Source organism: Burkholderia sp. Leaf177, assembly GCF_001424345.1.
Classification (GTDB): Bacteria; Pseudomonadota; Gammaproteobacteria; order Burkholderiales; family Burkholderiaceae; genus Caballeronia.
Genome location: NZ_LMPF01000001.1, coordinates 215,360 through 228,876 on the forward strand (window position 1 = coordinate 215,360; position 13,517 = coordinate 228,876).

Consider the following 13,517-nt stretch of genomic DNA (forward strand, 5'->3'; position numbering starts at 1 on the left):
GAACAACAATGCGGTGCTGCAATCGATTTACAACTCCAGGGAGATTGGCAATGAAGAAGTTCTCGCAAATTGCATTGGTTGGTGCACTCGCATTCGCGTTTGCAGGCGCGGCAATGGCTCAGGGAGCAGGCGGTGGTGGCGGTTCGAAGACCGACGAAAGCAAGCCGCCGGTCAGCCCGGTTGAACCGAAGCCGCATCTGCCGCATTTGAAGCATCACAAGAAAGCAGCATCGGAAGCGGGCGGCACGACGTTGCACAAGCAAGACAAGGCATCACATTTGAAGGGTGCATCGGCTGCCGCGGCTGCGTCGGCGATGGGCACGAACGACAAGGGCGCACCGCAGTAAGCGGCCCTTCAGTAGATATGGAAAAAGCGGCACGCGTGAGCGTGCCGCTTTTTTTTGTGCTGCTTTTTTCGTCCTGCTTAGTCTTCGCTGGTTGCCGCAGCCTTCGGGCCACGGCCGCGTGGCGCTGTCTTGCGTGCCGTTTTCTTCGCGGCCGCTTTTTTCGCCGCGGGCGCTTTCTTCGGCTGTGCGGTTTGGGCTACATCCGCACTTTCGACCAGTTCGGCTTGTGCGGGAGTCGCCGCTTTCTTCGATGCAACCTGACGCCCGCGCCGCGCCGCGCCGCGTTTTGGTTCAGGCGTTTCGCTGATCTCGCTCAGCAAGGCAAGCGCTTCTTCCTCGCGATGCTTGATGGCGGGTATCGGCGCGATGGCAGGTTCTTCGGCAGCCGGCGCAACAGGTTCGAAGAACGGCTGTTCGGGAACCGCAGCGGGCTGGACAACGGGGGCATCGGCAAATAGCGGCTCGCGCGCTTGCTGCGGCCGAGGATTCCGTCCGTTCCTCCGATTGCGCTCCCGGCCCGAACCCTGACGCGGTTCGGGCTGCTTTTCAGTCTGCAAGTCGGGCTGTGCGTCGGAATGCTCGTCGGACTCTTCTTCATAGAACGGCGATACCGGGCGTCGCGATTGTTCGCTCGGCGTGCTTCTGCGTTGCCATTCGTCGCCGAAATCGGTCTGCGCTTCTGCTGGAGCGTCGGGTTGCGCGGCGGCCTGCACTTCGGCAGGCGCATCAACTTGCGCCTCTGCAAAGAGTGGCTCGGACGCTTGCGGGCGCGTATTGCGGCCTCTGCGGCGATTGCGTTCGCCGCCCGATCTCGCCGCCTGGCGATTTTCCGGTGCCGCGACCGGCGTTTCAACTTCGCGCGATGTTTCAACCGCCGTCGTTTCCACTGCAGCCACCGTCTGCGTCCGATACACAAACGCGCCCGATTTCTCGTCGCGTCCAACTTCCAGCAAGCCTCGCGATTGCGCTTCCTCGAGCAAGTTGCCGAACGCGCGGAAGCCGTAGTACGACTCGTTGAAGTCGGGCTTGCGCCGCTTGATCGCGCTCTTCAATACCGACGCCCAGATCTTCCCGCTCTCGCCGCGCTCGGAGGCGAGGTCGTCGAATGTTTCGACCGCAATCGCGATGGCCTTCGCCTTGCGCGCCTCGATTTCCTGCTTCGGCTGGCGGTCGTCGTCGGAACCGCGTTTGTTCGATGAAGACGCCGATGCCGCCGCCGCATTTGCATCGCGTGCATCGCGGGCTTCACGCGCCTCGCGAGCTTCACGTTTGGCGATGGCGCGTTGCTGCTCGCGCACGAGGTCATCGTAGAAAATGAATTCGTCGCAGTTCGCGACGAGCAGATCGGAGGTCGAGTTTTTCACGCCCACGCCGATCACTTTCTTCGCGTTCTCGCGCAACTTGGACACCAGCGGCGAAAAATCCGAATCCCCGCTGATGATGACGAATGTATCGACATGCGACTTCGTATAACAAAGGTCGAGCGCATCGACCACGAGGCGGATATCCGCCGAATTCTTGCCCGACTGGCGCACATGCGGTATTTCGATCAACTCGAAACTCGCTTCGTGCATGGCGGCTTTGAAACCTTTATAGCGATCCCAGTCGCAATAAGCCTTTTTCACCACGATGCTGCCCTTGAGCAGCAGGCGTTCGAGCACCGGCATGATGTCGAACTTGTCGTACTTCGCGTCGCGCACGCCGAGGGCGACGTTTTCGAAGTCGCAAAACAACGCCATGCTGACGCTTTCGGGGAATGAGGCCATAGAAACTCCAGCGGAATGCCGGGTGTGCACGGCAGTATTGAATTGTGCGCACATGATATCTGTTTGCGCGCCGAGGTTTGCGGCGCGGGAAACAATCAGCGCCCGGCGGAAGGCGCCGCTGGAAAACATCGCTCGCAAATAAAGTCGATGAACACGCGCAACTTCGGCGCGACGTGTTTGCCCGAAGGCCACATGATGCGAAACGTTCCGCCGGTCTCCGAGCAGTCATCGAGCACGCTCACAAGCCGGCCGGACGCCAGATGTTCGTGGATCGCGAAGTCCGGCAGGTAGGAGATTCCAACGCCCTGCAACGCAAAACCGATTCGTGCAACGAGGTTGTTGCAGACAATCGACGGCGGCAGTTGAAAGTCGGATTGCACACTGTCCCGATGAAGCGGCCAGACCTCCAGCTTTCCGGTGTTGGGATATCGGAATTGAATGCACGTGTGTTGCATCAGATCGTTCGCGCGCTGCGGTTTTCCGTGCTTCTCGAAGTACGCCGGCGAGCCCGCCAGCAGCATGCGGTAGGCGCCCATGCGGCGGCTCGTCAAACGTGAGTCGAGCACGTCGCCGGTGCGGATGACGGCATCGAATCCTTCTTCGATGATATCCACCTGCCGGTCGGTGAAATCCAGGTCGAGATCCACCGCCGGGTGCGCGAGTTTGAAGGCTGCCATGACATGCAGGAACGGCTCGGTGACAAGCGGCAGGCTGACCCGCAAGCGGCCGCGCGGCGCGACGTTCACCTGAGACAGCTCGGCTTCGGCCGCCTCGATCTCGGCCAGAATGCGGCGGCTCCGTTCGAGAAACAGCGCGCCTTCGGATGTCAGCGCGACGCTGCGCGTACTCCGATGAAAAAGCCGCACGCCGAGTTTTTCTTCCAACGCGCTCACGCGTTTGCCAACCGCGGACGCCGATACACCCAGCAGCCTGCCCGCCGCGACGAAACTGCGTGTCTCCGCGACCTGCACGAATACGTTGAACGCGCTGATGCTGTCCATTTTCACTCCAATTGCGGAGGAGTGGCTCCGCACAGAGCGGAACTCTACCCTACTTACTCCGCAACGTTGCGTTCCCTACGATAGGACATCGCCAATTTAATCAAGGAGTTCAACGTCATGAGCGCCAATATGAATCGTTGGGAAATCCCGTCGCTGGGTTTGGGCAAACTTGCTTTGCGCACCGCGCCGCGCCCCGTTCCGAAACCGGGCGAAGTGCTCGTGGAAGTCGAAGCGGTATCGTTGAATTATCGCGATGCCGAAGTCGCCGATAACGGCATGGGCAACGTCCTCGAATTTCCATTTACGCCGGGCTCGGACATGGCCGGACGCGTCGTGGACGTCGGCGAGGGCGTGACGCGTTTTGCCGTCGGGGATCGCGTGATTTCGGCCTACATTCCAGGTTGGATAGATGGCGCGCCGCGTTCATGGGCCGAAGCGCCCACGCAAGGCGGACCGCTGCCCGGTATGCTGACCGAGTTCATCGCGACGCCGGCCGAGTGGTGCGTGGCCGCACCGGCAACGCTCACGGCCGCCGAGGCCAGCACGCTGCCGGTCGCGGCCGTCACCGCTTGGATGGCGCTCGTGGAGTTGGGTCATCTGAACGCCGGTCATACGGTTGTGGTGCAAGGGACGGGCGGGGTGTCGCTGTTCGCGGTCCAGCTCGCGGCGGCCAGCGGCGCGACGGTGATCATCACCAGCAGCAGCGACGCAAAGATCGCCCGCGCGCTCGAACTCGGCGCCACGCACGGCATCAATCGCCACACGACACCCGAATGGCAGAACGAAGTCCGCACGCTGACCGATGGCCGCGGCGCCGACCATATTCTCGAAATGGCCGGTGGCGAAAATCTGGCGCGCTCGTTGAAAGCCGTGGCGACGGGCGGCCGGATATCGGTGATCGGCTTACTGGAATCGAACGAGTTGACGCTGCCTATATTGCCGTTGCTTGGCAGCCGGGCGTCGATAGTGGGAATCGCGGTCGGGCCGCGTCGCGTGCTGGAAGACGTCGTGCGCATGATCGACCGGCATGGCATCAAGCCGGTTATCGATGCGGTTTATCCGTTCGAGCAAGTGCCGCAAGCGTTCGAACATTTGCAGCGCGGTCCGTTCGGCAAAGTCGTGGTGCAGGTAGCCAAGGCTTGATGGTTGTGAAGGTCGCGATGGCCGGCGCGCATCCTGTTACGGTCCCGCTTAGTCGACCCGCCCGTAGCCCATGTCCTGCAACAGCAATGCGTAAGCGCGTTGCTCGTCGCCGCCGCATTCCGCGATCAGGCTGCGCCAGTTGCGTCGCGCGAAATAGCGGCGAACCACGGAAAAGACAGCGAACCGCATTGTCCATGCAACGAGCGTCACGCCGATGTATTGAACAACGGGCAAGAAGTACCAGGCGCTCAAGGTGAAGCCGGTGAGAACGAGCGTGACCAGCACCATGAGCGCGTTGACCGTCGCCATCTGTAGATAGAGTATTCGCGCTGGGTCTGCCATGTCGTTCTCATCGACTTGCGTTGCGGGACGTCGGAGAACAACGCGTTCCCCGAGACTATGGGAGGCTTTACGGCAAATTTTGGGGAAACTTGAGAACGCCAGTTCGTGTTCGCATGACAAGGAACACGATCGATAGCCAAGAACGGCTTGCTGCGTAAAGACTGAAACGCGATGACTGAGACGCGAAGACTAGAACGAGAACGTCAGATATTTGCGTGGTGCCCGGGGCCGGAATCGAACCGGCACGCCTTGCGGCGGGGGATTTTGAGTCCCCTGCGTCTACCAATTTCACCACCCGGGCAAACAGCATTTGAACTTGCCGACAGACACGGAATAAATCCGACGCCAACCGGCAAGTCAGCGATTATGCCTAAATTCGTTTCCGGCGGCAAGCCTCAGGATGTTTGTCCGGGATAACGATTTGCACTGGCTCATTCACCGGCTCATTCACTGACTTAGATACGTGAACTGGCCGTTCTTGATGATGCCCATCACGCTTGCGCGCTGATCGAGTCCAACGTGATCCGTGACGCTGGTATTGACCACGCCATTCGGCACGACCAGCTCATGCGCGTGTTCCAGCTCCGCGCGCAACGCGACGCGAAACGCCGGCGTTCCCGGTTGTCCGGCCTTCAACGCGCGTCCGACCGCGTCCTGCAATCGCGGATAAACACCGGCTGCATCGCCGGCAAACTGGGTCACCGTGTTCTTGCCGTACTTGGCCTCGTAAGCGTCCACAAAAACAAGCGCCGCTTTCTTTGATGGATGATCCGAAGGCAACGTCCGCGCGACCACGACCGGTTGCGTTGGGAACAACGTGCCTTCCACGTCCTTGCCGCCGAGCTTGATGAACTCAGGCGTCGCAATGCCGTGCGTCTGGTAGATCGCGCCCTTGTAGCCGCGCTCGACCAGCGTGCGTTGCGGCAACACGGTCGGCGTGCCCGCGCCGGCAATCAGCACGGCGTCCGGCTTCGCGGCCATCAGCTTCAGGATCTGTCCGGTCACGCTGGCATCGGTGCGATTGAAACGCTCGCTCGCGACCACCTTGATATGCCGCAGCTCCGCGAACTTCGAGAACTCGTTGAGCCAGCTATCGCCGTAACTATCGGCGAAACCGATGAAACCAACCGTCTTCACGTTGCGATTGACCATGGTGCGGGTCATGACGTCGGCCATCGCGCGGTCGGTTTGCGCCATCTTGAACGCCCACACCTTCTTGCCTTCCTGCGGTTCGACCACCGACGCCGAGCCGATCAGCGTGATCATCGGTGTCTGATATTCAGCCACCGGATCGAGCGCCGCGAGCGCTGCCGGCGTGATGTTCGGTCCAACGATGACATCGACCTTGTCTTCGGTAATCAGCTTGCGGATATTGCGCACGGCGGCGCCCGGATCCGATCCGTCATCGAGAATGATGTATTCGGCCTGCTGGCCCGCGATGGTCTTCGGCCACATGAGCATGGCGTTCTTGCTCGTGATGCCGATAGCCGCCGCCGGCCCCGTACTCGACAAATCGATGCCAACCTTCAACTGCGCGCTGGCCGCCGCGCTAAAAAAAGCGACCGCGCTGAACACGAGCGCCGGCCGCATGAACTTCGGCAACTTCATTGGAAAAGTCTCCGCGAAGAGGTGTGGTTTGGGAAAACGGGTCAAAGTTCGTAGCTTTCGTGCTCGCCGGAAAGCGCCTGTTCAATGAGCTTGCGGTTCATGGAAGGCGAAAGCAGCTCAACGAGCGTGTAGACATAACTGCGCAAATACGCGCCTTGTTTCAGCGCGAGCCGCGTGACGTTCGTGCCGAACAGATGGCCAACGGGCATGGCGCGAAGATGTTTATCGCGTTCCGGATTGAAGGCGATATCCGCGAGAATCCCCACGCCCAGCCCAAGTTCAACGTATGTCTTGATCACGTCGGCATCGATGGCTTCAAGCACGATATCCGGGCTCAAGTGGCGCAGCGCGAACGCCTGATTGATCTTCGTGCGGCCGGCGAACGCGTTGTCATAAGTGATGATCGGGTATTGCGCGAGGTCATCGAGCGTCAGCAGCTTGCGCTCGAGCAGCGGATGATCCGGCTGGACAACGGCCACGTGATGCCACTGGAAACACGGCAGCGAGACCAGTTCTTTATAGTTGGCGATTGCTTCGGTCGCGATCGCGATATCCGCCTGATCGTGAATGACCATCTCGGCGACCTGCGTCGGGCTTCCTTGCAAAATTGAAAGGTGAACCTTGGGGAAGCGCTTTTTGAACTCGGCGATAGCTGTCGGCAACGAGTAGCGCGCCTGGGTGTGCGTGGCGGCAATCACGAGGTTGCCCTGATCCTGCGCGGCGTAATCCTTGCCTACGCGCTTCAGGCTTTCGACTTCCTGCAAGATTTTTTCTACCGATGCCAGGATAATTCGTCCCGGCTCCGTCAGCGAACGTACCCGTTTGCCATGACGCGTGAAGATCTCAACGCCGAGTTCATCCTCGAGTTCGATGATCGCCTTCGATACCCCCGGCTGCGACGTGAACAGCGCTTTAGCGGCTTCGGTAAGGTTGTAATTCTGCCGGACGGCTTCGCGAACGAAGCGGAACTGGTGCAGATTCATATATAACCCATCCGCATATCAAAGTAATTTATCAGTCGTTTGTAATATATAGGAAGTTTATTACCATCGAGACAATTTTTCCAATATCGATATCTGTATTTGTCATAAGCAAATAAGAGCAACGTCCGAACGGCGTTGCGGCACATGACTCTACTTATACCGACGTGCGGCGTGGCTAGGACGCCGTACTGATGGAACTACTAAAACTGGGGCCCCCGAATGTATCAATACGATCAGATCGACCAGAAAATCGTCGACGAACGCGTCGCGCAATACAGCGACCAGGTACGCCGCCGTTTATCCGGCGAGTTGAGCGAAGAGGAATTCCGGCCGCTGCGCCTGCAGAACGGCCTCTACATGCAGCGTCACGCGTACATGCACCGGATTGCAATTCCTTACGGCAATCTGCGCAGCGACCAGATGCGCATGCTCGGCACCATCGCGCGTGAACACGATCGCAATTACGGCCACTTTTCGACGCGCACCAATATTCAGTTCAATTGGATCCAGCTCGAAGAAACGCCTGAAATCCTGCGCAAGCTGGCGTCGGTGCAGATGCACGGCATTCAGACGTCGGGCAATTGCATCCGCAATATCACCGCCGATCAGTTCGCAGGCGTGGCGCCCGATGAAATCGTCGATCCGCGTCCGTGGGCTGAAATCCTGCGTCAATGGTCGACGTTCCACCCGGAATTCGCGTGGCTGCCGCGCAAGTTCAAGATTGCGGTGAACGGTTCCGTGGAAGACCGCGCGGCCGTGCAAGTGCATGATCTCGGCGTGTACCTGAAGAAGAATGCGGCGGGCGAAGTTGTCGCGAGCATTCTTGCGGGCGGCGGGCTGGGACGTACGCCAATTGTGGGCGCGGTGATCAAGGAAGATCTGCCGTGGCAGCATCTCCTGACGTATTGCGAAGCTGTGTTGCGTGTGTATAACCGCTACGGCCGTCGCGACAATATGTACAAGGCGCGGATCAAGATTCTCGTGAAGGCGCTGAGCCCGGCGAAATTCGCGCAGCAAGTGGAAGAGGAATGGGCCCATCTGAAAGAGGGTCCTTCAACGCTTACGCAGGAAGAAGTCGACCGCGTGTCGCAGTTTTTTGCGCCGCCTGCGTATGAAAAGCTGCCGGACACGGATGCATCGTATGAAAAGCATCTGATCGATAGCAAGCCGTTCGCGCGCTGGATCGAGCGCAACGTGCGGCCGCACAAGGTGCCGGGTTACGCGTCGGTGACGTTGTCGCTGAAACCCACGGGCATTGCGCCGGGCGACGCAACCGACGTGCAGATGGAAGCCGTCGCCGATCTCGCCGACGAATTCTCGTTCGGTGAACTCCGCGTCTCGCACGAGCAGAACCTGATCCTCGCGAACGTGAAGAAGCGCGACTTGCACGCTGTCTGGGAACGCGCGAAGTCGCTGGGTTTCGCGACATCGAATATTGGTTTGCTGACCGACATCATTGCGTGCCCGGGCGGCGATTTTTGCTCGCTCGCGAACGCCAAGTCGATCCCGATTGCGCAAGCTATTCAAGAGCGTTTCAGCGATCTCGACTACGTGTACGACCTGGGCGACCTGACGCTGAACATCTCCGGCTGCATCAACGCGTGCGGTCATCATCACATTGGCAACATCGGTGTTCTCGGTGTCGATAAGGACGGCTCGGAGTGGTATCAGGTCACGCTCGGCGGCGAGCAAAGCTCGGGCGCAACCGGCGCGCACCTTGGCCGCGTGATCGGACCGTCGTTCTCAGCCGAAGAGATGCCCGACGTGGTGTCGCAAGTGATCGATACGTTCGTTGAAAATCGCATGGAAGGCGAGCGTTTCATCGAGACGTATGGTCGTATTGGCATCACGCCGTTCAAGGAACGCGTGTACGCGTCGCGCCAGCCGGCGCATGCCTGAGGAATAAAGCACATGGCTTTGATTATCAAGAATCGCGAAGTGGTCGATGACAGCTGGCACGTTGTGCGTGCCGGCGAAGACGGTACGTTGCCCGCGGTCGATGCGTTGCTGCCCGGCAAGGTGATTGTGCCGTTCACGTGGTGGAAAGAGCACAAGACATCGCTTGGCTCGGCGCACAAGAAAGAACCGATCGGCATCTGGCTTGCACCCGACGATGAACCCGCTGAACTCGTCGAGGACTTCGACAAGATCGCGCTCATCGCCGTGGACTTTCCGAAGTTCAGCGATGGCCGTGGTTTCAGCATCGGCCGTTTGCTGCGCGAGCGTTATCACTGGAAGGGCGAGTTGCGTGCCATCGGCGACGTGCTGCGCGACCAGTTGCGCTTTCATGAGCGCTGCGGTTTCGATGCGTTCGCCGTTCGCGCCGACAAGGACATTCGCGATGCTTTGAACGCGTTCAACGAACTCAGCATTCCGTATCAGGGCGCGTTCGACGACCCGAACCCGTTGTTCCGTCGCCGTGAAAAAGCAGCCGGAGCCGCTGCATGAATGCCGAACTGCAAGCCAAAGTCGAACGCCTCGACGCTTTGCTCGATTCCATCGCGCAACGTCATGCGAACGTCAAACTAGCCAGCAGCCTGGCGGCGGAAGACATGTTGCTCACGCACGCGATCCTTTCGCGGGGCGTGAAGATCGGCATCTTTTCGCTGAATACCGGACGTCTGCACGCTGAGACGCTCGGCATGATCGATCGCGTTAAAGAACGGTATGGCTACGACATAGAACAGTTTCATCCGCAGCCCGAAGCGGTCGAGGCATACGTTCGCGATCATGGTCTGAACGCGTTCTATGAAAGCGTCGATCTGCGTAAAAGCTGTTGCGGCATTCGCAAGGTCGAGCCGCTGAATCGTGCGCTGAGCAACGTGAGCGCATGGGTGACGGGACAGCGTCGCGAGCAATCTGTCACGCGCGTGGAATTGCACGAGGAAGAACACGACGCGCCGCGCGGGATCGCCAAGTTCAATCCGCTTGCGGACTGGACCGAAGCGGAAGTCTGGGATTACCTGAAGGCCTTCGATGTCCCCGTCAATCCGCTGCATGCGCGCGGTTATCCGAGCATTGGCTGCGAGCCGTGCACGCGCGCAATTCGTCCGGGCGAAGACAGCCGGGCAGGGCGCTGGTGGTGGGAATCGCGGGACACGAAGGAATGCGGCTTGCACGTGACGAACATCAAGATCGTGGAAGACCGCAGCGCGGCGCCCAGTTCGGCGCTCTGAACGTATTTGATATTGACGCATGGCGCCACCATCTGGTGCTGTGCAAAGTAACCGAGGAACGACGCATATGAGCAGCACGCTCGATTCAACAGTCAACGCGCCCATCGCCAATCGCGAGACGCGGATGGACCATCTCGACTGGCTCGAAGCAGAATCCATCCACATCCTGCGCGAACTCGTCGCCGAATGCAGCAAGCCGGCGTTGCTGTTTTCGGGCGGCAAGGATTCGGTCGTCGTGCTGCATCTTGCGTTGAAGGCTTTCGGTCTCGGATCGGGGCGCAAGACCGTGCTGCCGTTCCCGCTGGTTCATATCGATACCGGTCATAACTTCGATGAAGTCATCGATTTCCGCGATCGCCGTGCCGCTGAAATTGGCGCGGAACTCGTGATCGGTCATGTCGAGGATTCAATCAAGAAAGGCACGGTGCGTCTGCGTCGCGAAACGGATTCGCGCAACGCCGCGCAAGCGGTGACGTTGCTCGAGACCATTGAAGAACATGGTTATACGGCGTTGATTGGCGGCGCGCGTCGCGATGAAGAAAAGGCGCGTGCGAAAGAGCGCATCTTCTCTTTTCGCGATGAGTTCGGCCAGTGGGATCCGAAAGCGCAGCGCCCGGAACTGTGGAGCATTTATAACGCGCGTCTGCACAACGGCGAGCACTTGCGCGTGTTCCCGATTTCGAACTGGACCGAACTGGATATCTGGCAATACATTGCGCGCGAAAAGCTCGAATTGCCGTCGATCTATTACGCGCACGACCGCGAGATCATTCGACGCAACGGCTTGCTCGTCCCGCTGACGCCGCTCACGCCGCTGCAGGAAGGCGAAGTGTCGGAAGTCGCGCAAGTGCGTTTCCGGACCGTGGGCGACATCAGCTGCACGTGTCCGGTTGCAAGCGACGCCGACGACGTGGAAAAGATCATCGCGGAAACGGCTGTGACGGAAATCACGGAACGCGGCGCCACGCGCATGGACGACCAAGCGTCCGAAGCCGCGATGGAAACGCGCAAGAAACAAGGTTATTTCTAAGCATCACGCCGTAATAAGGAACAGGGAAACATCATGAGCATTCATCAACCCGAAGACCTCGGCGTGTTGCGTTTCATCACTGCAGGCAGCGTGGACGACGGCAAAAGCACGTTGATCGGCCGCTTGCTGTTCGATAGCAAGGCCGTGCTTTCGGATCAGCTGTCGGCGTTGTCGCGTGCGAAGAACAAGCGCACCGTCGGCGATGAAATCGATTTGTCGCTGCTGACCGATGGCCTCGAAGCCGAGCGCGAGCAGGGTATTACCATCGACGTGGCGTATCGATATTTCGCGACCGCGAAGCGCAAGTTCATCATCGCCGATACCCCCGGCCACGAGCAGTACACGCGCAACATGGTGACGGGCGCATCGACGGCGCATGCCGCGATCATTCTCGTGGACGCCACGCGCGTCACGTTCAAGGACGGCGTCGCGCAATTGCTGCCGCAGACCGTGCGCCATAGCGCGATCGTCAAGTTGCTCGGGCTGCAGCACGTGATCGTCGCGATCAACAAGATGGATCTGATCGACTTCAGCGAGTCGCGTTTCAATGAAATCCGCGATGCATACGTGAGCCTCGCGCAACGGCTTGGCATCGGCAATGTGCGCTTCGTGCCGGTATCGGCGCTGAAGGGCGACAACATCGTGACGGCCAGCGAACGCATGCCGTGGTACGCCGGCGAACCGCTGCTCGATCTGCTCGAAGCGCTTCCGGTTGCGCAGCCCGTTGATCAGGCGCTGCGTTTTCCGGTGCAATGGGTCGCGCGTCAGGATGGCAGCAAGGCCGACGATTTCCGCGGCTACATGGGCCGCGTGGAGTCGGGCGAAGTGAAGCTCGGCGACACGATCACCGTGCTCCCCGCCAATCGCGATGCAACGGTGGCCGAGATCATCGCGCCGGTGCCGGGCGGCGTGGGGCAAGTGGACCGTGCGTTCGCCGGTCAGACGGTGACCATTCGCCTCGCGGAAGATATCGATGTATCGCGCGGCGACACGTTCGTGCCGCGCAGCGCGACCGGCGAAAAGATCGAACCCGCGAAGAAGCTCGACGCCGACCTTTGCTGGTTCGACGAAGAGCCGCTTTCGCCGCAACGCAAGTACTTGCTCAAGCAGACCACGAACACGGTGTTCGCGCGCATCGGCGCGATCAAGGAAGTGCTCGACGTGCATACGCTGCTGCATTCGGTGGACCGTCGCGACCTGAACATGAACGACATTGGCCGCGTGGCGCTGACGCTGCAAAAGCCGATCGTCTGCGATGCTTATGACACGCATCAAGGCACGGGCGCGTTTGTTCTTATCGACGAAGCGACGCATCACACGGTTGCGGCCGGGATGATTCGCTCGTTTTCAGCCTGAAATATGACTATGGGAAAGGTTTATCTGATCGGCGCCGGGCCCGGCGCTGCGGATCTGATCACGGTTCGCGGTGCGCGTTTGCTGAGCCAGGCACACGTGGTTTTGCACGACGCGCTGATCGAGCCCGCCATGCTCGATTACGCGCCCGATGCACGCAGGATCGCGGTCGGCAAGCGTTGCGGACAGCGTTCGACGGCGCAGCATTTCATCAACAAGCAGATCGTCGATGCCGCGCGCGAGCATGGCATCGTCGTGCGTTTGAAGGGCGGCGATCCAATGCTTTTTGGTCGCGCCGATGAAGAAATGCGCGCGCTCGAAGCTGCGGGTATCGAGTATGAAGTGGTGCCGGGGATTACCGCAGCGCTGGCGAGCGCCGCGACGCTGAAGCGTTCGCTTACGTTGCGTGGGGTATCGCGAAGTGTGGCGTTGGCGACCTACAGCCGCGCGCCGAACAGCGATGAAATCCGCGAGCAGGCAAGCGCCGATTCTCTCGTGTTCTACATGGGCCGTGACAGCGCGCCGGAAATTGCACAGCAGTTGATCGATTCGGGGCGGGCGGGTTCGACGCCTGTGGCTATCGTCGAGGCTTGCAGTACGGAACGCGAGCGTTCGCTGACGCTGACGTTAGCCGAAATGGCGCGGGGTGATGCGCAGGGTTGGCTCGATGCAACCCAGCCAAGTCTGTTGATGATCGGCGAGGCGTTTGCGGAACGGGTTTCGGCGGGAGTCGGGCAGATGGAAGCGGCTCTGCAAGTCGCGGCTTGA

Annotated in this window: 13 protein-coding genes and 1 tRNA gene; 8 read left to right on the top strand and 6 right to left on the bottom strand. The window is 59.9% G+C overall.

Annotation, left to right across the window (positions count from 1 at the left end; all coding sequences use genetic code 11):
- Positions 1-50 precede the first annotated feature (50 nt).
- Entirely contained in the window at positions 51-347 is a 297-nt protein-coding gene (locus ASG35_RS00955) for a hypothetical protein (RefSeq protein WP_056351710.1), read from the top strand.
- A gap of 77 nt (positions 348-424) precedes the next feature.
- On the opposite strand, the gene ASG35_RS00960 is transcribed toward ASG35_RS00955, so the two are convergent.
- Positions 425-2,086, bottom strand: coding sequence for an NYN domain-containing protein (locus ASG35_RS00960; RefSeq protein ID WP_082508207.1), 1,662 nt, complete (start codon positions 2,084-2,086; stop codon positions 425-427).
- 122 nt (positions 2,087-2,208) lie between these two features.
- Positions 2,209-3,114, bottom strand: a complete 906-nt coding sequence (locus ASG35_RS00965; RefSeq protein ID WP_056351713.1) for a LysR family transcriptional regulator — start codon at positions 3,112-3,114, stop codon at positions 2,209-2,211.
- 117 nt (positions 3,115-3,231) lie between these two features.
- On the opposite strand from ASG35_RS00965, the gene ASG35_RS00970 reads away from it, so the two are divergent.
- Positions 3,232-4,257, top strand: a complete 1,026-nt coding sequence (locus ASG35_RS00970; RefSeq protein WP_056351716.1) for a zinc-dependent alcohol dehydrogenase family protein — start codon at positions 3,232-3,234, stop codon at positions 4,255-4,257.
- 48 nt (positions 4,258-4,305) lie between these two features.
- Here the strand turns inward: ASG35_RS00970 and ASG35_RS00975 are convergent, their stop codons facing one another.
- The 4 genes from ASG35_RS00975 to ASG35_RS00990 all read right to left on the bottom strand — a co-directional run bounded on the left by ASG35_RS00975 (position 4,306) and on the right by ASG35_RS00990 (position 7,190).
- Positions 4,306-4,599, bottom strand: coding sequence for a hypothetical protein (locus ASG35_RS00975; RefSeq protein WP_156392935.1), 294 nt, complete (start codon positions 4,597-4,599; stop codon positions 4,306-4,308).
- 216 nt (positions 4,600-4,815) lie between these two features.
- A tRNA-Leu gene (locus tag ASG35_RS00980) sits at positions 4,816-4,900 on the bottom strand.
- A 146-nt stretch (positions 4,901-5,046) separates the two neighbouring features.
- On the bottom strand, positions 5,047-6,189 hold the full coding sequence (locus tag ASG35_RS00985) for an ABC transporter substrate-binding protein (protein WP_235527430.1): 1,143 nt from the start codon (positions 6,187-6,189) through the stop codon (positions 5,047-5,049).
- Positions 6,190-6,248: 59 nt separating this feature from the next.
- Positions 6,249-7,190: a CysB family HTH-type transcriptional regulator gene (locus ASG35_RS00990; protein ID WP_056351727.1), complete on the bottom strand. Its 942-nt coding sequence runs from the start codon at positions 7,188-7,190 to the stop codon at positions 6,249-6,251.
- 219 nt (positions 7,191-7,409) lie between these two features.
- Between ASG35_RS00990 and ASG35_RS00995 the strand changes: the two genes are divergently transcribed.
- From ASG35_RS00995 to cobA, 6 genes are all read left to right on the top strand, one after another.
- Complete coding sequence (locus ASG35_RS00995) at positions 7,410-9,089, top strand: nitrite/sulfite reductase (RefSeq protein WP_056351730.1); 1,680 nt, start codon at positions 7,410-7,412, stop codon at positions 9,087-9,089.
- A 12-nt stretch (positions 9,090-9,101) separates the two neighbouring features.
- On the top strand, positions 9,102-9,638 hold the full coding sequence (locus tag ASG35_RS01000; protein WP_056351733.1) for a DUF934 domain-containing protein: 537 nt from the start codon (positions 9,102-9,104) through the stop codon (positions 9,636-9,638).
- Positions 9,635-10,366, top strand: coding sequence for a phosphoadenylyl-sulfate reductase (locus ASG35_RS01005; protein WP_056351735.1), 732 nt, complete (start codon positions 9,635-9,637; stop codon positions 10,364-10,366). Before ASG35_RS01000 ends, ASG35_RS01005 begins: the two co-directional genes overlap by 4 nt.
- 67 nt (positions 10,367-10,433) lie before the next feature.
- Entirely contained in the window at positions 10,434-11,396 is a 963-nt protein-coding gene (cysD, locus tag ASG35_RS01010) for a sulfate adenylyltransferase subunit CysD (protein WP_056351738.1), read from the top strand.
- 30 nt (positions 11,397-11,426) lie between these two features.
- A complete protein-coding gene (locus ASG35_RS01015; RefSeq protein WP_200945680.1) occupies positions 11,427-12,752 on the top strand; it encodes a sulfate adenylyltransferase subunit 1 in 1,326 nt (441 codons plus the stop codon).
- A 9-nt stretch (positions 12,753-12,761) separates the two neighbouring features.
- Positions 12,762-13,517, top strand: a complete 756-nt coding sequence (gene cobA, locus ASG35_RS01020) for a uroporphyrinogen-III C-methyltransferase (protein WP_056351744.1) — start codon at positions 12,762-12,764, stop codon at positions 13,515-13,517.

Bases quoted from the DNA above. Each gene is read 5' to 3' on its own strand.
- ASG35_RS00955 (WP_056351710.1), top strand. From the start codon at position 51: ATGAAGAAGTTCTCGCAAATTGCATTGGTTGGTGCACTCGCATTCGCG.
- ASG35_RS00960 (WP_082508207.1), bottom strand. From the start codon at position 2,086: ATGGCGTTGTTTTGCGACTTCGAAAACGTCGCCCTCGGCGTGCGCGAC.
- ASG35_RS00965 (WP_056351713.1), bottom strand. From the start codon at position 3,114: ATGGACAGCATCAGCGCGTTCAACGTATTCGTGCAGGTCGCGGAGACA.
- ASG35_RS00970 (WP_056351716.1), top strand. From the start codon at position 3,232: ATGAGCGCCAATATGAATCGTTGGGAAATCCCGTCGCTGGGTTTGGGC.
- ASG35_RS00975 (WP_156392935.1), bottom strand. From the start codon at position 4,599: ATGGCAGACCCAGCGCGAATACTCTATCTACAGATGGCGACGGTCAAC.
- ASG35_RS00985 (WP_235527430.1), bottom strand. From the start codon at position 6,189: ATGCGGCCGGCGCTCGTGTTCAGCGCGGTCGCTTTTTTTAGCGCGGCG.
- ASG35_RS00990 (WP_056351727.1), bottom strand. From the start codon at position 7,190: ATGAATCTGCACCAGTTCCGCTTCGTTCGCGAAGCCGTCCGGCAGAAT.
- ASG35_RS00995 (WP_056351730.1), top strand. From the start codon at position 7,410: ATGTATCAATACGATCAGATCGACCAGAAAATCGTCGACGAACGCGTC.
- ASG35_RS01000 (WP_056351733.1), top strand. From the start codon at position 9,102: ATGGCTTTGATTATCAAGAATCGCGAAGTGGTCGATGACAGCTGGCAC.
- ASG35_RS01005 (WP_056351735.1), top strand. From the start codon at position 9,635: ATGAATGCCGAACTGCAAGCCAAAGTCGAACGCCTCGACGCTTTGCTC.
- cysD (WP_056351738.1), top strand. From the start codon at position 10,434: ATGAGCAGCACGCTCGATTCAACAGTCAACGCGCCCATCGCCAATCGC.
- cobA (WP_056351744.1), top strand. From the start codon at position 12,762: ATGGGAAAGGTTTATCTGATCGGCGCCGGGCCCGGCGCTGCGGATCTG.